This is a genomic window from Pseudomonadales bacterium, assembly GCA_024234215.1.
GTDB lineage: Bacteria > Pseudomonadota > Gammaproteobacteria > Pseudomonadales > UBA5862 > JACKOQ01.
Genome location: JACKOQ010000001.1, coordinates 549,804 through 568,879, shown reverse-complemented (window position 1 = coordinate 568,879; position 19,076 = coordinate 549,804). Strand labels below are relative to the sequence as shown.

19 protein-coding genes are annotated in these 19,076 nt (G+C 58.6%); all 19 read right to left on the bottom strand.

What is annotated here, in order from left to right:
* Positions 1-2 precede the first annotated feature (2 nt).
* The 19 genes from rplX to rpoB all read right to left on the bottom strand — a co-directional run bounded on the left by rplX (position 3) and on the right by rpoB (position 18,828).
* Entirely contained in the window at positions 3-320 is a 318-nt protein-coding gene (gene rplX, locus H7A13_02825) for a 50S ribosomal protein L24 (GenBank protein ID MCP5332280.1), read from the bottom strand.
* Between the two features lie 11 nt (positions 321-331).
* A complete protein-coding gene (rplN, locus tag H7A13_02820) occupies positions 332-700 on the bottom strand; it encodes a 50S ribosomal protein L14 (GenBank protein ID MCP5332279.1) in 369 nt (122 codons plus the stop codon).
* A gap of 30 nt (positions 701-730) precedes the next feature.
* Positions 731-1,000 carry a 30S ribosomal protein S17 gene (gene rpsQ, locus H7A13_02815; GenBank protein ID MCP5332278.1) on the bottom strand — a complete coding sequence of 90 codons (270 nt, stop codon included), beginning with the start codon at positions 998-1,000 and terminating at the stop codon, positions 731-733.
* Entirely contained in the window at positions 993-1,193 is a 201-nt protein-coding gene (rpmC, locus tag H7A13_02810; protein MCP5332277.1) for a 50S ribosomal protein L29, read from the bottom strand. The genes rpsQ and rpmC overlap by 8 nt, the downstream gene beginning before the upstream one ends.
* Positions 1,193-1,606, bottom strand: a complete 414-nt coding sequence (gene rplP, locus H7A13_02805; GenBank protein MCP5332276.1) for a 50S ribosomal protein L16 — start codon at positions 1,604-1,606, stop codon at positions 1,193-1,195. The genes rpmC and rplP overlap by 1 nt, the downstream gene beginning before the upstream one ends.
* Positions 1,607-1,669: 63 nt before the next feature.
* Positions 1,670-2,317 carry a 30S ribosomal protein S3 gene (gene rpsC, locus H7A13_02800; protein MCP5332275.1) on the bottom strand — a complete coding sequence of 216 codons (648 nt, stop codon included), beginning with the start codon at positions 2,315-2,317 and terminating at the stop codon, positions 1,670-1,672.
* 9 nt (positions 2,318-2,326) lie between these two features.
* Positions 2,327-2,659 carry a 50S ribosomal protein L22 gene (gene rplV, locus H7A13_02795; GenBank protein ID MCP5332274.1) on the bottom strand — a complete coding sequence of 111 codons (333 nt, stop codon included), beginning with the start codon at positions 2,657-2,659 and terminating at the stop codon, positions 2,327-2,329.
* Positions 2,660-2,683: 24 nt separating this feature from the next.
* The gene (gene rpsS, locus H7A13_02790; GenBank protein ID MCP5332273.1) at positions 2,684-2,959 is read right to left on the bottom strand and encodes a 30S ribosomal protein S19; all 276 of its coding nucleotides are present in this window, start codon (positions 2,957-2,959) and stop codon (positions 2,684-2,686) included.
* 20 nt (positions 2,960-2,979) lie between these two features.
* Complete coding sequence (gene rplB, locus H7A13_02785) at positions 2,980-3,807, bottom strand: 50S ribosomal protein L2 (protein MCP5332272.1); 828 nt, start codon at positions 3,805-3,807, stop codon at positions 2,980-2,982.
* 14 nt (positions 3,808-3,821) lie between these two features.
* On the bottom strand, positions 3,822-4,118 hold the full coding sequence (gene rplW / locus H7A13_02780; protein ID MCP5332271.1) for a 50S ribosomal protein L23: 297 nt from the start codon (positions 4,116-4,118) through the stop codon (positions 3,822-3,824).
* Positions 4,115-4,738 carry a 50S ribosomal protein L4 gene (gene rplD / locus H7A13_02775; protein ID MCP5332270.1) on the bottom strand — a complete coding sequence of 208 codons (624 nt, stop codon included), beginning with the start codon at positions 4,736-4,738 and terminating at the stop codon, positions 4,115-4,117. Before rplD ends, rplW begins: the two co-directional genes overlap by 4 nt.
* 8 nt (positions 4,739-4,746) lie before the next feature.
* Complete coding sequence (rplC, locus tag H7A13_02770; GenBank protein ID MCP5332269.1) at positions 4,747-5,382, bottom strand: 50S ribosomal protein L3; 636 nt, start codon at positions 5,380-5,382, stop codon at positions 4,747-4,749.
* 116 nt (positions 5,383-5,498) lie between these two features.
* A complete protein-coding gene (rpsJ, locus tag H7A13_02765; GenBank protein MCP5332268.1) occupies positions 5,499-5,810 on the bottom strand; it encodes a 30S ribosomal protein S10 in 312 nt (103 codons plus the stop codon).
* A gap of 123 nt (positions 5,811-5,933) precedes the next feature.
* Positions 5,934-7,124 carry an elongation factor Tu gene (gene tuf, locus H7A13_02760; GenBank protein MCP5332267.1) on the bottom strand — a complete coding sequence of 397 codons (1,191 nt, stop codon included), beginning with the start codon at positions 7,122-7,124 and terminating at the stop codon, positions 5,934-5,936.
* Positions 7,125-7,164: 40 nt separating this feature from the next.
* Entirely contained in the window at positions 7,165-9,261 is a 2,097-nt protein-coding gene (fusA, locus tag H7A13_02755; protein ID MCP5332266.1) for an elongation factor G, read from the bottom strand.
* A 39-nt stretch (positions 9,262-9,300) separates the two neighbouring features.
* On the bottom strand, positions 9,301-9,771 hold the full coding sequence (gene rpsG, locus H7A13_02750; protein ID MCP5332265.1) for a 30S ribosomal protein S7: 471 nt from the start codon (positions 9,769-9,771) through the stop codon (positions 9,301-9,303).
* 81 nt (positions 9,772-9,852) lie between these two features.
* Complete coding sequence (gene rpsL, locus H7A13_02745; GenBank protein ID MCP5332264.1) at positions 9,853-10,227, bottom strand: 30S ribosomal protein S12; 375 nt, start codon at positions 10,225-10,227, stop codon at positions 9,853-9,855.
* A 176-nt stretch (positions 10,228-10,403) separates the two neighbouring features.
* On the bottom strand, positions 10,404-14,615 hold the full coding sequence (gene rpoC / locus H7A13_02740) for a DNA-directed RNA polymerase subunit beta' (GenBank protein MCP5332263.1): 4,212 nt from the start codon (positions 14,613-14,615) through the stop codon (positions 10,404-10,406).
* Positions 14,616-14,682: 67 nt separating this feature from the next.
* Positions 14,683-18,828, bottom strand: coding sequence for a DNA-directed RNA polymerase subunit beta (rpoB, locus tag H7A13_02735; GenBank protein ID MCP5332262.1), 4,146 nt, complete (start codon positions 18,826-18,828; stop codon positions 14,683-14,685).
* Positions 18,829-19,076: the final 248 nt, after the last annotated feature.

Below are 19,076 nucleotides of genomic sequence, written 5' to 3'. Positions count from 1 at the left end.
AATTACTTTTCTATCACTTCATTGCTTGACTTGAAGAAGCGAACCTTCTGGCCATCTTCAAGATACCTGAATCCAACTCTATCAGCCTTCCCCAGTGACGCATTGAAGATCGAGGCATTGGAAACGTGTATTGGAGCCTCTTTCTCAATGATTCCACCAAGGACGCCAATTTGCGGATTGGGCTTCTGGTGCTTCTTGATCAGATTGACCCCAGAGACAAGTATTCTGTCATCTGGAAAAACTCTGAGAATCTTCCCGCGCTTTCCTTTGTCCTTACCAGCAAGGATGATGACTTCATCATTCGTGCGAAGTTTGTTCATCTCAACCTTTCCTATAGAACTTCCGGGGCCAGAGAAATGATCTTCATATACTGTTCAGAGCGCAGCTCTCTGGTGACCGGACCAAAGATGCGGGTCCCAATCGGCTGCTTCTGATTGTTCAGCAGCACGGCTGCATTACCATCAAAACGGATGATCGAACCATCAGAACGGCGCACGCCACTCCTGGTCCTGACCACGACCGCGTTCATCACCTGCCCTTTTTTCACCTTGCCACGCGGAATAGCCTCTTTGACCGTGACTTTGATCAGGTCGCCGACACCCGCATAGCGGCGGTGAGAGCCGCCAAGAACCTTGATGCACATCACTCGTCGCGCTCCACTGTTGTCGGCGACATCCAAAACAGTTTCAACCTGAATCATTTAGCGCTCCCAGAAAGTCGCCTGCCAGCTTCAATCAAGCTGTACCGCTCGACTCTCAATGTTTACCAATTCCCAAAACTTTGTCTTCGACAGTGGTCTGGAAGCCTTGATGAGCACTTTATCCCCAATACGGCACTCATTTTTTTCATCATGCGCATGGACCTTGGTCGATTTGCGCACATATTTGCCATAAACCGGGTGCTTGACCTTTCTTTCGATCAGAACGGTTATGGTCTTGTCCATTTTATCGCTGACAACCTTGCCTGCCAGCGTCCTCACACTTTCGTGTTTTTCAGCCATTGCTCTCACCCGCTTTCTGCCTGATTGCCGTCTTCAATCTGGCGATATCCGCTTTCACTTCACCAAGCAGGTGTGTTTGTGCAAGCTGTGAAGTCGCCTTTTGCATCCGGTAACGAAACTGACTGCTTCGCGCCGAAAGCAACATCTCTTTCAGCTCCTGGAGAGATTTGCCTGAAAGCTCACTGTATTTCATTACATCAATGCCCGCTTGACAAAAGAAGTCTGTACCGGAAGCTTTGCTGCTGCAAGCGTAAATGCTTCATTGGCAAGCTCTTCGGAGACCCCTTCGATTTCATAGAGTATTTTGCCTGGCTGAACCAGAGCAACCCAATACTCGACCGAACCCTTGCCTTTGCCCTGCCGGACTTCCAAGGGCTTCTGAGTGATCGGTTTGTCCGGGAAAACCCGTATCCAGATCTTACCACCACGACGGACCTTGCGCGTCATGGCGCGTCTCGCTGATTCAATTTGACGGGCAGTAATCCGACCTCTTGACGTCGCTTTCAGCGCGAACTCACCAAAGCTTACCTCGCTGCCGCGATGCGCCAGACCGCGATTGCGTCCTTTAAACTGTTTTCTGAATTTGGTTCTTTTAGGCTGAAGCATTGTTTGGCCTTTTATCTTCGAAGCAATTTAGATCGAATTTCCTTCAAGTTTAACCTGCGCACCTTACTCTTTGCGCTCGCGGCGATCCAAAACTTCGCCCTTGAAAATCCACACCTTGACGCCGATGATTCCATAAGTGGTCTTGGCGGTCGATGTGGCGTAATCAATCTCTGCACGCAATGTGTGCAAGGGTACGCGCCCCTCCCGATACCATTCGGTCCGCGCAATGTCAGTACCACCAAGGCGACCGGAAACCTGCACTTTGACCCCTTCAGCCCCCTGGCGAAGTGCATTTTGAACCGCTCGCTTCATGGCACGACGGAACATCACCCTGCGCTCCAGCTGCTGCGCAATACTGTCTGCAACCAGCTGCGATTCGATGTCCGGCTTTCGGATCTCCTCAATGCTGATCTGCACCGGAACATTCAGAATGCCGAAGACTTCTTTCTTCAGTTTTTCGACATCTTCGCCTTTCTTTCCGATCACAATTCCTGGGCGCGCCGTATAGAGCGTAATTTTGGCCGTCTGCGCCGGCCGCTCGATTTCTATGCGGCTGATCGATGCTCCCGCGAGCTTCTTGAATATATACTCCCGTGCCCGGACATCAGCGAGCAAGGTTTTCTGATAACGATCACGGTCCGCATACCAGACTGAATTGTGCCCCTTGGTAATGCCCAGGCGAATTCCGGTGGGGTTGACTTTCTGACCCATGATCAGCTCCTAGATTTCGGACACTTTAATGGAGATGTGGCAGCTGCGCTTGGAAATGCGGTCAGCGCGGCCCTTGGCACGCGGCCGTATTCTCTTGAGCGTTACACCCTCATCAACATATGCAGTTGAAATTTTGAGCCTATCGATATCCGCGCCAAAATTATGCTCCGCATTGGCAATCGCTGAACTCAGAACCTTTCTGATCACTTTTGCAGAATTTTTAGGACTGTAGGCCAGAAGATTCAGCGCCTCATCAACACGCTTACCTCGAATCTGATCCACGACCAATCTGGCTTTCTGGGCAGACATCCCCGCCATCTTCAGCCGCGCCATCGTCTCCATCGTAAATCCTCTCTAAAACCGCTGTTAGCGCTTGGCCTTCTTGTCCGCCACATGCCCGCGGAAGGTTCTGGTTGCCGCAAACTCTCCCAGCTTGTGCCCAACCATGTCTTCCGAAACAAAGATCGGAACATGCTGCTTGCCATTGTGAACCGCAATGGTCAAACCAACCATTTCCGGAAGAATCATCGACCGCCTCGACCACGTCTTAATTGGCCGCTTGTCACTTTTTGTCGCTGCAACTTCCACCTTTCTGAAAAGATGAAAATCGCAAAATGGACCTTTTTTTAATGAGCGAGGCACAAGAATCTCCGAAAATTCAATTACTTCTGATTTCTACGCTTGATGATAAGGTCTTGGGTGCGCTTGTTTGACCGCGTCTTGTAACCCTTGGTCGGAATACCCCACGGCGTTACCGGATGCCGACCACCGGATGTTCTACCCTCTCCACCTCCATGCGGATGGTCAACCGGGTTCATCGCCACACCACGCACTGTGGGCCTGCGACCACGCCAGCGCGACGCGCCCGCTTTACCCAGCGATCTCAGGTTGTGCTCGCTGTTAGAAACCTCGCCAATGCTGGCCCGACACTCGATCGAAACCTTGCGCATCTCTCCAGATTTAAGGCGAAGGGTCGCATAAACACCCTCTTTCGCCACCAACTGGATCGACGCACCGGCACTTCGGGCCAATTGCGCACCCTTTCCAGGTTTCAGTTCAACACAGTGAATCAGGCTTCCCAACGGGATGCTTCTGAGCGCCAATGCATTACCCGCCTTGATCGGCGCCAATGGACCTGAAACAACCTCATCGCCGGCTTTCAACCCTTTTGGCGCAACGATGTAGCGCCGCTCGCCGTCGCGGTATTTAAGCAGCGCGATGTGGGCACTGCGGTTTGGATCATACTCGATTCGCTCAACGACAGATGGAATGGAATCCTTGTCGCGGCGAAAGTCGATCACTCGATAGTGTTGCTTGTGCCCGCCGCCCTGATGCCGAACGGTGATTCTCCCAGCGTTGTTTCGCCCGCCATTCTTGCGCTTCTTTTCCAGAAGCGCCGCGCACGGCGCACCCTTGTGCAATTCTGGATTGGTGACACTGATCTGGAATCTTCGCCCCGGCGAAGTCGGTTTTTTACTCAAAACTGCCATCAGAAATCCCCAGATCAGCCTATCGAAGTGAAGTCGATGTCATTGCCGGGCTCAAGAAGCACATACGCTTTCTTCCAGTCCGGCCTGTTAACCAGCCCATGCCGGTTTCTTTTGACTTTGCCTTTTACATTGAGCGTTTGAACAGAAGAAACTTTTACCTTGAAAAGCGTCTCGACCGCCTTGTGAATCTCTCTTTTGTTCGAGTTTTTTGCAACCCGGAAGACATACTGGTTGTATTTCCCAGCTACTCCGGCTGCTTTCTCGGAGACATGAGGACTCAGCAGTATGCTGTAAATGCGCTCCTGATTCATGCCAACGCCTCTTCAATTTTCTTCAATGCAGAAAGAGTCACTAGAATCCTTTCGCTTCCGACCAAGGAAACCGGATCGACCGAATCGGCCTCAAGGACATCAACCCCGATCAAGTTTCGTGAGGCCAGATAGAGATTGTTCTCAAACTCCAGCGTAACGATCAGGATCTTCTGCTCCTGGATTCCACTCAGTTTCTCCAGGAGATTCTTGGTCTTGGGCGACTCAAGAGAGAAGTCAGCCAACACAGTGACCCGCTCCTGCCGAACCAGCTCAGAAAAAATCGAGCGAAGCGCTGCCCGGTACATCTTTCTGTTGACCTTCTGCCCATGATCACGCGGAGTGGCCGCAAAGCTTTTACCACCCGATCGCCACAGCGGGCTGCGGCTCGATCCAGCGCGCGCACGCCCTGAACCCTTTTGTCGCCACGGTTTTTTCCCGCCACCACGCACCTCGGCGCGCGTCTTCTGCCCCTTCGAGCCCTGCCGACCACCCGCCAAGTAGGCCACGACAATCTGATGAACCAGCGACTCGTTGAACTCCTGACCGAAGACCTGATCAGAAAGCGAAATCGATCCAGAAGGAATTTCGCCATCGACAAAGGATTTAACTTCAAGCTCCATGATCGGCCTCACTTTGACTTCACAGATGGTCTGACGATCAAATCACCACCTGCCGCTCCCGGTACGGCACCCCGCACGAGCAGCGCATTCTTCTCGAGATCGATCTTGACAATTTCCAGATTGAGCGCGGTGACCTGCTCGGCCCCCATGTGCCCAGCCATCTTTTTTCCTTTCCAGACCCGACCTGGCGTCTGGTTCTGACCAATCGAGCCAGGCGCGCGGTGCGACAGCGAATTGCCATGCGTCGCATCCTGCGTACGAAAATTCCAACGCTTCACCACACCCGCAAAGCCCTTGCCTTTCGACACTCCAGTCACATCCACATGCTGGCCGACCTCAAAGATCGAAAGATCGAGCTCGCCGCCAGACACCAACTCCGACTCACCCTCAATCACGAACTCCCACAACCCGCGCCCCGCCTCGACATTCGCCTTGGCGAAATGACCCGCTTCAGCCTTTGCAACCCGCGACGCTTTTCTCGAACCCGTCGTGACCTGAACGGCACAATACCCATCACGCGCGGCACTCTTGACCTGAACTACGCGATTGGGCGAAACCTCCAAAACCGTGACCGGAATCGATTCACCCGCAGGCGTAAAAAGCCTGGTCATGCCGCTCTTCCGCCCCACTAAACCAATCGACATCAGACTCTCTCCTGTGCATGGGGCTCTCACCCGCTATGGCCACTTATTTCAAAGTGCTACACATCATTATTCATGGGATCGCGATTTGCGCGATGATTAACCATCAGCAGACCAACTCAGCCGAGACTGATCTGAACATCAACCCCTGCAGCGAGATCGAGCTTCATCAATGCATCGACCGTCTTGTCTGTCGGATCGACGATGTCCAGCAGTCTTTTGTAAGTGCGGATCTCATACTGATCGCGCGCATCCTTATTCACGTGCGGCGAAATCAGCACCGTGAAACGCTCCTTGCGAGTCGGCAGCGGAATCGGCCCCTTGACCTGCGCACCAGTGCGCTTGGCAGTTTCCACGATCTCTTGTGCTGAAACATCGATCAGGCGATGATCAAAAGCTTTGAGACGTATGCGTATTCGTTGATTTTGCATTTGGTCCTACACTGTCTATCAGACACCGAATCCATGCCGGCCAAAAAAGGAAGCAGCATGTTATAGATGGCCGCTCCTGCTGTCAAGAAAGGATGCCGGCACAATCCGCTTGGAATCCCTCGCTCAGGCAATCACTTTGGAGACGACGCCGGCGCCGACGGTGCGGCCGCCTTCGCGGATCGCAAAACGCAGCCCCTCTTCCATCGCAATCGGCGCAATCAGTGTCACCGTGACTCGGATGTTGTCTCCAGGCATCACCATCTCGGTCCCTTCGGGCAGTTCGACCGATCCAGTGACGTCGGTGGTCCTGAAGTAGAACTGCGGACGGTAGCCGGCAAAGAACGGGGTGTGCCGCCCGCCTTCGTCCTTGCTCAGCACGTAAACCTCAGCCTCGAACTTGGTGTGCGGGGTGATGCTGCCAGGCTTGGCAAGCACCTGACCACGCTGCACGTCGTCACGCTTGGTGCCACGCAGCAGGACGCCGACGTTCTCACCCGCGCGACCTTCGTCGAGCAGCTTGCGGAACATTTCAACACCGGTACAGGTGGTCTTGGTGGTCGCCTGGATGCCGACGATTTCGACCTCGTCACCCACCTTGATGATTCCCCGCTCGACCCGGCCCGTGACCACGGTGCCGCGACCAGAGATGGAAAAAACATCTTCGATCGGCATCAGGAAGGGCTTGTCGATCGCGCGCTCGGGCTCAGGAATGTATTCGTCCAGCGTCAGCACCAGCTTCTTGACCGCACCGCCGGCCATGTCGGAGGTGTCGCCCTCCAGCGCCTTCAGCGCCGAGCCGATGATGATCGGGGTGTCGTCGCCCGGAAAGTCATACTGGTCGAGCAGTTCGCGCACTTCCATCTCGACCAGCTCGAGCAGCTCAGCGTCGTCGACCATGTCGGCCTTGTTGAGAAAGACGACGATGTAGGGCACGCCCACCTGACGCGCCAGCAGAATGTGTTCGCGCGTCTGCGGCATCGGACCATCCGCCGCCGAGCAGACCAGAATGGCGCCATCCATCTGTGCCGCACCGGTGATCATGTTCTTGACATAGTCGGCGTGACCCGGGCAGTCAACGTGGGCGTAGTGCCGCGTCGGCGATTCGTACTCGACGTGCGAGGTCGCAATGGTGATGCCGCGCTCGCGCTCTTCCGGCGCATTGTCGATCTGGTCGAACGCACGCATCTCGCCACCCCACTCCTGGGCACAGACCCGCGTCAACGCCGCCGTCAGCGTCGTCTTACCGTGGTCAACGTGTCCAATCGTCCCCACGTTGACGTGCGGCTTCTTACGCTCAAACTTCTCTTTCGCCATGGCACACCCCTCCTTGCATCAAGGGAATGAATCAGTTGTTTTACTTGTTCTTGCTGATGATGGCTTCAGCAATGTTGTTGGGAGTCTCGGCGTAGCGCTTGAACTCCATCGAATAGGTCGCTCGCCCCTGCGTTGCGGAACGCAGGTCGGTGGAGTAGCCGAACATCTCGGCCAGTGGCACCTCGGCGGTGACCACCTTGCCAGAAGGGGAATCATCCATGCCCTGGATCATGCCGCGGCGCCGGTTCAGGTCGCCCACCACATCTCCCATGTAATCCTCTGGCGTGACCACTTCAACCTTCATGATCGGTTCGAGCAGTACCGGGTCCGCTTCGAGCGCACCCTTCTTCAGCGCCATCGATCCTGCGACCTTGAAGGCCATCTCATTTGAGTCGACATCGTGGTATGAGCCATCGAAAATCGTGGCCTTCAGTGCCAGCAGCGGGTAGCCGGCCAAGATGCCATTCTGCATCTGCTCGCGCACCCCCTTGTCAACCGCTGGAATATATTCGCGGGGCACGGTGCCGCCCACCACTTCGTTGACGAATTGATACTCTTCACCCTCGGGGAGCGGTTCGAGCCGCAGCCAGACATGACCATACTGGCCACGACCGCCCGATTGCCGGACGAACTTGCCTTCAACCTCGACCTTCTTGCGAATGGTTTCGCGGTAGGCCACCTGCGGCTTGCCGATGTTGGCCTCGACGCCAAATTCACGCCGCATCCGGTCGACGATGATGTCGAGGTGCAGCTCGCCCATGCCGGAGATGATGGTCTGACCCGACTCTTCGTCGGTCTTGACCCGGAATGACGGATCCTCTTGCGCCAGCTTGCCGAGCGCCACCCCCATCTTCTCTTGATCGGGCTTCGATTTCGGCTCCACCGCAACCGAGATGACCGGCTCCGGGAACTCCATCCGCTCGAGCACCACCGGCTTGTTGAGGTCGCACAGCGTGTCACCGGTGGTGACATCTTTCAGACCCACCGCAGCAGCGATGTCACCCGCGCGAACCTCTTTGATTTCGGTGCGGTCATTGGCATGCATCTGCACCATGCGGCCTACACGCTCGCGCTTGCCCTTGACCGAGTTGTAGATCGCATCGCCCGAACTCAGCACGCCGGAGTAGACTCGGAAAAAGGTCAGGGTGCCGACATAGGGGTCGGTGGCGATCTTGAAGGCCAGCGCCGCAAAGGGCTCGTCGTCGGAAGATTTGCGCTCGATTACCGTCTCGCCATCCTCCAGCATACCGCTGATGGCCTTGACCTCGTCGGGCGCTGGCAGATATTCGATGACCGCATCCAGCATGGCCTGCACGCCCTTGTTCTTGAAGGCGGAACCACAGAGCGCCGGCACGATTTCGCCGCGGATGGTGCGCGCACGCAGCGCCTGACGAATCTCGTCGGTGGTGAGCTCACTGCCTTCGAGGTACTTCTCCATCAGTTCATCGCTGGCCTCGGCGGCACTCTCGATCAGCAGCTCGCGATAGCTGTCGCAGATCTCCTTCATTTCGGCAGAGATCGGCCGCGCCTCGTAGGTCATGCCCGCGTCGGCTTCGTTCCAGTAGATCGCCTTCATGCGCAACAGGTCGACCACGCCCTCGAAATTCTCCTCACTGCCGATCGGCAACTGAATCGGCACCGGATTGGCACCCAGACGGTTCTTGATCTGATCGACGACACGCAGGAAATCGGCCCCCGCCCGGTCCATCTTGTTCACAAAGACGATGCGCGGCACGCCATATTTGTTGGCCTGACGCCAGACCGTTTCCGATTGCGGCTCCACCCCTGCGGTTGCGCAGAAGACCACCACGGCACCGTCCAGCACCCGCAGCGAACGTTCCACCTCGATCGTGAAATCGACGTGGCCCGGGGTGTCGATGATGTTGATGCGGTGCTGGTCGAACTGCTGGTCCATCCCTTTCCAGAAACAGGTGGTGGCCGCGGAGGTGATGGTGATGCCACGCTCCTGCTCCTGCGCCATCCAGTCCATCGTGGCGGTCCCTTCGTGGACCTCACCCAGTTTGTGCGAGACGCCGGTATAGAGCAGCACCCGCTCGGTGGTGGTGGTCTTGCCTGCATCCACATGCGCGCAAATGCCGATATTTCGGTATCGTTTCAACGGGGTCGTACGTGCCACGAAACTGCTCCTGAACTTGGATCAGAGATTACTGCGAGATTAAAAACGGTAGTGCGAGAACGCCTTGTTGGCTTCGGCCATCCGGTGGACATCTTCACGCTTCTTGACCGCTGCGCCGCGACCCTGCGCGGCATCCATGATTTCGCCCGCCAGCCGTTGCGGCATCGATTTTTCACTGCGGGCACGGGAGTATTGCACCAGCCAGCGCATCGACAACGCACCACGGCGCGAAGCCCTGACTTCGACCGGAACCTGGTAGGTTGCGCCACCCACCCGTCGCGATTTCACCTCGACCAGTGGCGCCACTGCATCGAGCGCACTCTCGAAAATCTTGAGCGGATCGCCCTTGGTACGCTCGGCGACGATATCGAGCGCACCGTAGACGATTCTTTCGGCGATGGATTTCTTGCCATCTTCCATCACGTGATTCATGAATCTGGCGACCAGCGGGCTGCCATATTTGGCATCGGGCAGGATCTCACGCTTGGCAATGACGCGTCTTCTTGGCACAACAGTTACCTCTTTTGATGCTCTTCAGGTTGATCCGGAACAGCTGCACAAGCAGCTCTCCGGCCTTACTGCCAACGTCTTTTACGACTTTGGCTTCTTGGTTCCATACTTGGAACGCGCCTGCCGCCGGTCCTTGACCCCGGAGGTGTCGAGGCTGCCGCGGACGGTGTGGTAGCGCACCCCTGGCAGATCCTTGACCCGCCCGCCACGAATCAGCACCACCGAGTGCTCCTGCAGATTGTGGCCTTCGCCGCCAATGTAGGAGGAGACCTCGAAACCGTTGGTCAACCGCACCCGGCACACCTTGCGCAGCGCCGAATTGGGTTTTTTCGGGGTCGTCGTGTAGACGCGGGTGCAGACCCCACGACGCTGCGGACAGGATTGCAGCGCGGGGACATCGCTCTTCACGACCCTGCGCTTGCGCGGCTTGCGAACCAATTGGTTGATCGTCGCCATACAACCAAACTCCATATCAAGATTTCTTCATAAATAAAAAAGGCAGGAACACTCGAAAAGGCCCCTGCCAACAGGCCGGCGGATTCTAATGATCACGCCACTTCACGTCAACTTTTCCTGCTGCTGCAAGCCGACCCATCCGGCCGCGCAGGCGACCGGATGGGTCCAGCACCCTCTCAGATCGACTTCAGCTCTTCACTCAGCGCCTGTTCGACCTCACTGGCCGTCGAGGTGCTCTCCATCTCGCCGCGGCGGCGCCTGCGCCGCGCTTCGCTGTGGTAGGAGAGCCCGGTTCCAGCCGGGATCAACCGGCCGACGACGACATTTTCCTTCAGACCGCGCAGTTGATCCTGCTTGCCGGTCACGGCAGCTTCGGTCAGCACGCGGGTGGTCTCCTGGAAGGAGGCCGCCGAGATGAAGGATTCGGTCGCCAGAGAAGCCTTGGTGATGCCCAGCAGAACCCGCTCGAACAGCGCCGGGGTTTTGCCCTCGGCAACCAGACGGTCATTCTCCTCGAGCACCAGCGCATACTCGGACTGTTCACCCTTGATGAAGCTGGAGTCACCGGCATCGACGATGTCCACCTTGCGCAACATCTGCCGGATGATCACTTCGATGTGCTTGTCATTGATCTTGACCCCTTGCAGCCGGTAGACATCCTGGATTTCACTGACGATGTACTTGGCCAGCTCGTTGACGCCCTTCAGACGCAGAATGTCGTGCGGATTGGTCGCCCCCTCGGAGACCACCTCGCCCTTCTCGACGAATTCGCCCTCGAAGACCGACAGTGTGCGCCACTTCGGAATCAGCTCCTCGTAGTGCGAACTGCCATCGATCGGATTGACGCCATCGGCCGGCGTGATCATCAGCCGCCGCTTGCCCTTGGTCTCCCTGCCAAAACTGACCACCCCGGAGATCTCCGCCAGAATCGCCGACTCCTTGGGTTTTCTCGCCTCGAACAGGTCGGCCACGCGCGGCAGACCGCCGGTGATGTCCCGCGTCTTCAGACCTTCCTGCGGGATGCGCGCCAGCACATCGCCGACGTCGACGCGGGCATTGGCCGCCAGACTGACGATCGCCTTGGCAGGCAGCAGGTAGTGCGCCGGCAGGTTGCTGCCCGCCAGCAGGATTTCGTTGCCCTGCTCATCGAGCAGCATGATGGCCGGACGCAGATCCTTGCCTGCCGCCGGACGCTCCGAAGGGTCCATCACCGAGATGCTGGAGAGTCCGGTCACCTCGTCGGTCTGGTGGCGGATGGAGATACCCTCCTCCATGCCGACGAAGCGGACGGTTCCGGCCACCTCGGTGATGATCGGATGGGTGTGTGGATCCCATTTGGCCACGACCGTTCCCGCCTCGACCACCTGCTCATCGCGCACCGTCAGCACCGCACCGTAGGGCACCTTGTAACGCTCGCGCTCACGGCCATCCTGATCGGCGATCGCCAGTTCACCGGAGCGGGAGACCGCCACCAGGTTGCCATTGTGCTGCTCGACGAATTTGAGGTTGTGCAGACGAATCTTGCCGCCATGCTTCACCTGGATGCTGTCGGTGGCCGATGCCCGAGACGCCGCACCACCGATGTGGAAGGTACGCATCGTCAACTGGGTGCCCGGCTCGCCGATCGACTGCGCCGCGACGACACCGATCGCCTCACCGACGTTGACCACATGGCCGCGGGCCAGGTCACGTCCATAGCAGCTCGAGCAGATGCCATGGCGGGTCTCGCAGGTGATGGCCGAACGGACCTGCACCTCGTCGATGCCCAGCTCCTCGATGCGCTGAATCCACTGTTCGTCGATCAATGTACCCGCCGGAATCGCCACCTCTTCGGTGGTGCGATTGATCACATCCTCGGCCAGCACGCGGCCGAGGATGCGCTCGCCGAGCGCCTCGATCACATCGCCGCCTTCGATCACCGGTGCCATCAGCACACCGTTGCGGGTGCCGCAGTCGACTTCGGTGACCACCAGATCCTGCGCCACATCCACCAGTCGCCGGGTGAGGTAGCCCGAGTTGGCGGTCTTCAGCGCCGTGTCGGCCAACCCTTTGCGCGCGCCGTGGGTCGAGATGAAATATTGCAGAACCGACAGCCCCTCGCGGAAGTTGGCGGTGATCGGCGTTTCGATGATGGAGCCATCCGGTTTGGCCATCAGCCCGCGCATCCCGGCCAACTGCCGGATCTGTGCAGCCGAGCCCCGCGCGCCGGAGTCGGCCATCATGTAGATCGAGTTGAACGACTCCTGCTGCACCTCGTTGCCGTCGCGGTCGCGCACCTGCTCACTGCCCAGGGTGGCCATCATCGATTTGGCCACCAGATCGTTGGTCCGCGACCAGATGTCGATCACCTTGTTGTACTTCTCGCCCTGGGTCACCAATCCCGAGGCATATTGCGCCTCGATCTCCTTGACCTCTTCTTCGGCCTGGTCGATGAACCGCGCCTTGGCCTGCGGGATGACCAGATCGTCGATGCCGATCGAGACGCCTGACTTGGTCGAATAGAAGAAGCCGGTGTACATCAACTGGTCGGCGAAGATCACCGTCTCCTTCAGCCCGACATTGCGATAGCAGGCGTTGATGATGCGGGAGATGGCCTTCTTAGTCATTGGCCGGTTGATCAAGTCGAAGGGAACCCCATTGGGCAGAATCTTCGACAACAGCGTGCGACCGACCGTGGTGTCGATCAATGCGCTGCGGGCGGCGGCGCCCTCTGCGTTGATCAGCATCTCATCGAGGCGCACCTTGATTTTGGCATGCAGATCGACCTGACCGCAGTGGTAGGCGCGGTCGACCTCCTCGACATCGCTGAAACACATGCCTTCACCACGCGCATTGATGCGCTCGCGGGTCATGTAGTACAGGCCCAGCACCACATCCTGTGACGGAACGATGATCGGCTCGCCGTTGGCGGGTGAGAGAATGTTGTTGGTCGACATCATCAGGCTGCGCGCCTCGAGCTGTGCTTCGAGCGTCAGCGGAATGTGTACGGCCATCTGGTCGCCGTCGAAGTCGGCGTTGTAGGCGGCACAGACCAGCGGATGCAACTGGATCGCCTTGCCTTCGATCAGCACCGGTTCGAACGCCTGAATGCCGAGACGGTGCAGTGTCGGCGCCCGGTTGAGCAGCACCGGGTGCTCGCGGATCACCTCGGCCAGGATGTCCCACACCTCGGGGGTCTCCCGCTCCACCATCTTCTTGGCGGCCTTGATGGTGGTGGCCAGTCCGCTGTGCTCCAGCTTGCCGAAGATGAAGGGCTTGAACAGCTCGATCGCCATTTTCTTCGGCAATCCGCACTGATGCAGCCGCAATGTCGGGCCGACCACGATCACCGAACGGCCCGAGTAGTCGACCCGCTTGCCCAGCAGGTTCTGCCGGAACCGACCCTGCTTGCCCTTGATCATGTCGGCCAGCGACTTCAGCGGACGCTTGGTCGATCCGGTGATCGCGCGGCCACGGCGGCCGTTGTCGAGCAGCGCATCGACCGCCTCCTGCAGCATGCGCTTTTCGTTGCGGACGATGATGTCCGGCGCATTGAGATCGAGCAGCCGCTTGAGGCGGTTGTTGCGGTTGATGACGCGGCGATAGAGGTCGTTCAGATCGGAGGTGGCGAAGCGGCCACCATCCAGCGGCACCAGTGGACGCAGGTCGGGCGGCAGCACCGGCAGCACCTTCAGCACCATCCACTCCGGCCGATCGCCAGAGCCGAGCAGCCCTTCGAGCAGCTTCAACCGCTTGGAGTACTTCTTCAGCTTGGTCTCGGAACTGGTTTCTGGAATCTCCGCACGCAGGCGGGTGATTTCAGCTTCGAGGTCGATCTCCTTGAGCAGCTCCTGAATCGCCTCCGCGCCCATCTTGGCGGTGAATTCGTCGCCGAACTCCTCGAGCGCCTCGTAATACTGCTCGTCGCTGAGCATCTGCCCCTTCTCCAGGGTGGTCATCCCCGGATCGAGCACAACAAAGGATTCAAAGTAGAGCACCCGCTCGATGTCGCGCAGCGTCATGTCCAGCAGCAAACCGATGCGCGATGGCAGCGACTTCAGAAACCAGATGTGCGCCACCGGACTGGCCAGCTCGATGTGGCCCATCCGCTCGCGGCGCACCTTGGTCAGCGCCACCTCGACACCGCATTTCTCGCAGATCACACCGCGGTGCTTGAGCCGCTTGTACTTGCCGCAGAGGCACTCGTAATCCTTGATCGGGCCGAAAATCTTGGCGCAGAACAGCCCATCACGCTCCGGCTTGAAAGTCCGGTAGTTGATGGTTTCCGGCTTCTTGACCTCGCCATAGGACCAGGAGCGGATCATCTCCGGCGAGGCGAGTCCGATGCGGATGAAGTCGAACTCTTCGGTTTGGGTCTGGGTCTTCAGCAGGCTGAGTAAATCTTTCAAAGCAATACCTCCATCCGGAGCGACACTTGACTATCTATGACCTGAAATCGAACGGGGCCGCGCAGACTCACTGGTTCTCCAGTTCGATGTTGATGCCCAGGGAGCGAATCTCCTTGACCAGCACATTGAACGATTCGGGCATGCCCGGATCCATGCGATAGTCGCCATCGACGATGTTCTTGTAGATGCGGGTACGGCCATTCACGTCGTCCGATTTGACCGTCAGCATCTCCTGCAGCGTGTAGGCGGCACCATAGGCCTTCAACGCCCAGACCTCCATTTCGCCGAACCGCTGCCCGCCGAACTGCGCCTTGCCACCCAGCGGCTGCTGGGTCACCAGGCTGTAGGAGCCGGTTGAGCGCGCATGCATCTTGTCATCGACCAGGTGGTTCAGCTTCAACATGTACATGTAGCCAACCGTCACCGGACGGTCGAAGGCTTCACCGGTGCGTCCATCATACAGAAGGGTCTGGCCACTCTCCGGCAGGCCGGCCAGCCGCAGCATCGACTTGATCTCGTCCTCGCTGGCGCCATCGAAGACCGGCGTGGCCATCGGCACCCCTGCAGTGAGGTTTTCGGACAGCTCGATCAGCTCGGCCTCGGTCAGCTCATCCAGCCGCTCCTTGCGCCCGCCGACACGGTTGTAGATCTGGTCGAGAAAGCTGCGCAGCTCGTCGATGCTGGCCTTGCGCTCGAGCAGCTCGCCGATCTTGCGCCCCAGCCCCTTGGCTGCCCACCCCAGGTGAGTCTCCAACACCTGCCCGACGTTCATCCGCGAAGGAACACCCAGCGGGTTGAGTACGATGTCGATCGGCTCGCCATTCTGGTCATAGGGCATGTCCTCGACCGGCATGATGACCGAGATGACCCCCTTGTTGCCGTGCCGCCCGGCCATCTTGTCGCCGGGCTGCGCCTGCCGCTTGATCGCCAGATAGACCTTGACGATCTTCAACACCCCCGGCGCCAGATCGGCCCCGCTGGTCAGCTTGCGCCTTTTGTCCTCGAATTTGCGATCCAGCTCCTGCTGATGCTCCTTCAGCCGGGCTTCGGTCTGCTCCAGCTGTTCATTGAGCAGCTCGTCGGACATGCGGATACGGAACCAGTCGGCCGCCGCCAGCTGATCCAGATAGTCCGGCTGGATCGGATCACCCTTCTTGAGACCAGGCGCACGCACCACCGGCTGTCCGACCAGTGCCGCGCGCAGCCGTTCGTAGCTGGCGTCGCGGATGATGCGCTGCTCTTCCTTCAGATCCTTGCGAATCTCGTTCAACTGCATCTGCTCGATCTGCAGCGCCCGGCTGTCTTTTTCGACGCCGTCGCGGGTGAAGATCTGCACGTCGATCACCGTGCCCTTGGTGCTGGAAGGCACCCGCAGCGAGGTGTCCTTCACATCCGAAGCCTTTTCCCCAAAGATCGCCCGCAACAGTTTCTCTTCCGGGGTCAGCTGTGCCTCGCCCTTCGGTGTGACCTTGCCGACCAGAATGTCGCCGGCATTGACCTCGGCGCCGATGAAGACCACGCCGGCCTCATCGAGCTTGCCAAGCGCGGACTCACCGACATTGGGAATGTCGGCGGTGATCTCCTCGGGTCCCAGCTTGGTGTCGCGCGCCACACAGGTCAGCTCCTGAATGTGGATGGTGGTGAAACGGTCCTCCTGCACCACCCGCTCGGAGATCAGAATCGAATCCTCGAAGTTGTAGCCATTCCACGGCATGAAGGCGACGCGCATGTTCTGACCCAGCGCCAGTTCGCCCTTGTCGATGGAGGGGCCATCGGCCAGGATGTCGCCGCGCTCGATCCGATCGCCCTTCTGGACAATCGGCCGCTGGTTGATGTAGGTGTTCTGGTTCGAACGGGTGTACTTGGTCAGGTTGTAGATGTCGACCCCGGCATCGCCCGCTTCGGTCTCGGCATCGCTGGCGCGCACCACGATGCGGGCCGCATCGACGCTCTCGATGACACCCCCACGCCGGGCGACGACACAGACCCCGCTGTCCTCGGCCACGGTGCGCTCCATGCCGGTGCCGACCACCGGTTTTTCGGCACGCAGCGTCGGCACCGCCTGACGCTGCATGTTCGAGCCCATCAACGCGCGGTTCGCATCGTCATGCTCGAGAAAGGGAATCAGCGAGGCCGCGATCGACACCACCTGCTGCGGCGAGACATCCATGTACTGCACCTGCTCCGGCGCCATCACGGTGAATTCGTTCTGATGCCGTACCGCCACCAGTTCATCGATCAGGCGGCCCTCGACGTCGACCTCGGCGCTGGCCTGCGCGATGACGAATTCGGCCTCTTCGATGGCCGAAAGGTAGTCGATCTGATCAGTGATCCGGCCATCGACCACCCGCCGATAGGGGCTTTCGAGAAAACCGTAGGAGTTGGCGCGGGCATAGGTCGCCAGCGAGTTGATCAGGCCGATGTTCGGCCCCTCCGGCGTCTCGATCGGGCAGACCCGGCCATAGTGGGTCGGATGCACGTCGCGCACCTCGAAACCGGCCCGCTCCCGGGTCAATCCACCCGGCCCCAGGGCCGACACCCGCCGTTTGTGTGTCACCTCGGAGAGCGGGTTGTTCTGGTCCATGAACTGGGAGAGCTGGCTCGATCCAAAGAACTCCTTGACTGCGGCCGCCACTGGTTTGGCATTGATCAGATCCTGCGGCATCAGGCCTTCGGTCTCGGCCATGCCGAGCCGCTCCTTGACGGCGCGCTCGACCCTGACCAGGCCGACACGGAACTGGTTCTCGGCCATCTCGCCGACCGAGCGCACCCGACGGTTGCCGAGGTGATCGATGTCATCGACCACGCCGAAACCGTTGCGGATGGCGATCAGCGTGCGCATCACGTCAACGATGTCTGAAATTTCGCTGCCGTACTCCTCATGCAGCATTTCGGTCAAGTCGTCGTTCTTGCGTCCGGCGCAATATTTGCCGTCATAGAGGATGCCGACCGACTCGTCGATCTTGCTGCCGACCCGGCGGCCGAACTTCATGCGGCCGACTGCCGACAGGTCGTAGCGCTCCTGCGAAAAGAACAGATTGTGGAACAGTGCATCGGCCGACTCCTTGGTCGGCGGCTCGCCCGGCCGCATCATCCGGTAGATCTCGACCCGCGCATCGAACGCGTTGCGGGTCTGATCGAGACGCAATGTTTCGGAGATGAAGGCCCCGCAGTTGAGCTCATTGGTATAGAGCAGTTCGACGCTGGCGATGCCCTTGGCCTTGATCAGTTGCAGCAGCTCTTCGGTGATCACGCTGTTGCAGGGACAGATCACTTCGCCAGTCTCGGTGTCGATCAGATCCTTGGCGGTGACATGGCCCAGCACATACTCTTCCGGCACCTCGATCTGCTTGAGGAGGGCCTTCTCCATCGCACGGATGTGGCGTGCGGTGATCCGCCGCCCCTTCTCGACCAGCACATTGCCCTTGCCGTCGACGATGTCGAAACTGGCCGACTCGCCACGCAGACGCCCTGGAATCAGATCCAGCACATACTTGTCGTCCTGCAGATGAAGCACATCGTTGTCGAAGAAGAGCGCAAGAATCTCCTCGGTGCTGTAACCCAGCGCCCGCAGCAGAATGGTGGCATAGAGCTTGCGGCGGCGGTCGATGCGCACGAAGAGGATGTCTTTCGGATCGAACTCGAAGTCGAGCCATGAACCGCGGTACGGGATGATGCGGGCAGAGTAGAGCAGCTTGCCCGACGAGTGGGTCTTGCCCTTGTCATGGTCGAAGAACACCCCGGGCGAACGGTGCAACTGCGAGACGATGACCCGCTCGGTGCCATTGATGACGAAGGTGCCGTTGTCGGTCATGAGCGGAATCTCGCCCATGTAGACCTCTTGCTCCTTGATGTCCTTGATGACCTTGTTCGAAGACTCCCGGTCATACAGAATCAGCCGCACCCGCACCCGCAACGGCGCTGCGTAGGTCACACCACGCAGTTGACACTCGCCGACGTCAAAGGGCGGCTCGCCGAGCGCATATGAGACATATTCGAGTGCGGCATTGCCCGAATAGCTGACGATCGGAAAAACTGACTTGAAGGCGGCGTGCAGACCGATGTCCATACGTGCCAGCGGATCTTTGTCGATCTGCAGAAACTCCCGGTAGGAGTCGAGCTGAATCGCCAGAAGATAAGGGACTTCCATGACCTGCGGCAGCTTGCCGAACGCCTTGCGAATCCGCTTTTTTTCAGTGTAGGAGTATGCCATTCGCCTATCCGAGCCTCATTCAACGGGTTATCGAGACAGTTTCAATCACATCGGGCATCAATACGAAATCGACTGACGGTGGTTGCGCCGATCAGCGAACCGATCGCTGCAATCCTTGCACCGTGCACACTGGTGCAAAGGTGCGCACCGCTCTTCAAAACTAAAACTGATCCGGAACTGAATTCTGTACAACAACGAAAGGCCGATGGCGGAATGCCACCAGCCTTGCGCTGCTTTTTAGCGTGTTG

What these genes read in the sequence shown, in the direction of transcription:
- rplP (MCP5332276.1), bottom strand. Translation starts at nt 1,606, where the DNA reads ATGCTTCAGCCTAAAAGAACCAAATTCAGAAAACAGTTTAAAGGACGC.
- rplN (MCP5332279.1), bottom strand. Translation starts at nt 700, where the DNA reads ATGATTCAGGTTGAAACTGTTTTGGATGTCGCCGACAACAGTGGAGCG.
- rplW (MCP5332271.1), bottom strand. Translation starts at nt 4,118, where the DNA reads ATGAATCAGGAGCGCATTTACAGCATACTGCTGAGTCCTCATGTCTCC.
- rplD (MCP5332270.1), bottom strand. Translation starts at nt 4,738, where the DNA reads ATGGAGCTTGAAGTTAAATCCTTTGTCGATGGCGAAATTCCTTCTGGA.
- tuf (MCP5332267.1), bottom strand. Translation starts at nt 7,124, where the DNA reads ATGGCGAAAGAGAAGTTTGAGCGTAAGAAGCCGCACGTCAACGTGGGG.
- rpsQ (MCP5332278.1), bottom strand. Translation starts at nt 1,000, where the DNA reads ATGGCTGAAAAACACGAAAGTGTGAGGACGCTGGCAGGCAAGGTTGTC.
- rplC (MCP5332269.1), bottom strand. Translation starts at nt 5,382, where the DNA reads ATGTCGATTGGTTTAGTGGGGCGGAAGAGCGGCATGACCAGGCTTTTT.
- rplX (MCP5332280.1), bottom strand. Translation starts at nt 320, where the DNA reads ATGAACAAACTTCGCACGAATGATGAAGTCATCATCCTTGCTGGTAAG.
- rpsJ (MCP5332268.1), bottom strand. Translation starts at nt 5,810, where the DNA reads ATGCAAAATCAACGAATACGCATACGTCTCAAAGCTTTTGATCATCGC.
- rpmC (MCP5332277.1), bottom strand. Translation starts at nt 1,193, where the DNA reads ATGAAATACAGTGAGCTTTCAGGCAAATCTCTCCAGGAGCTGAAAGAG.
- rplV (MCP5332274.1), bottom strand. Translation starts at nt 2,659, where the DNA reads ATGGAGACGATGGCGCGGCTGAAGATGGCGGGGATGTCTGCCCAGAAA.
- rpsC (MCP5332275.1), bottom strand. Translation starts at nt 2,317, where the DNA reads ATGGGTCAGAAAGTCAACCCCACCGGAATTCGCCTGGGCATTACCAAG.
- rpsL (MCP5332264.1), bottom strand. Translation starts at nt 10,227, where the DNA reads ATGGCGACGATCAACCAATTGGTTCGCAAGCCGCGCAAGCGCAGGGTC.
- rplB (MCP5332272.1), bottom strand. Translation starts at nt 3,807, where the DNA reads ATGGCAGTTTTGAGTAAAAAACCGACTTCGCCGGGGCGAAGATTCCAG.
- rpoB (MCP5332262.1), bottom strand. Translation starts at nt 18,828, where the DNA reads ATGGCATACTCCTACACTGAAAAAAAGCGGATTCGCAAGGCGTTCGGC.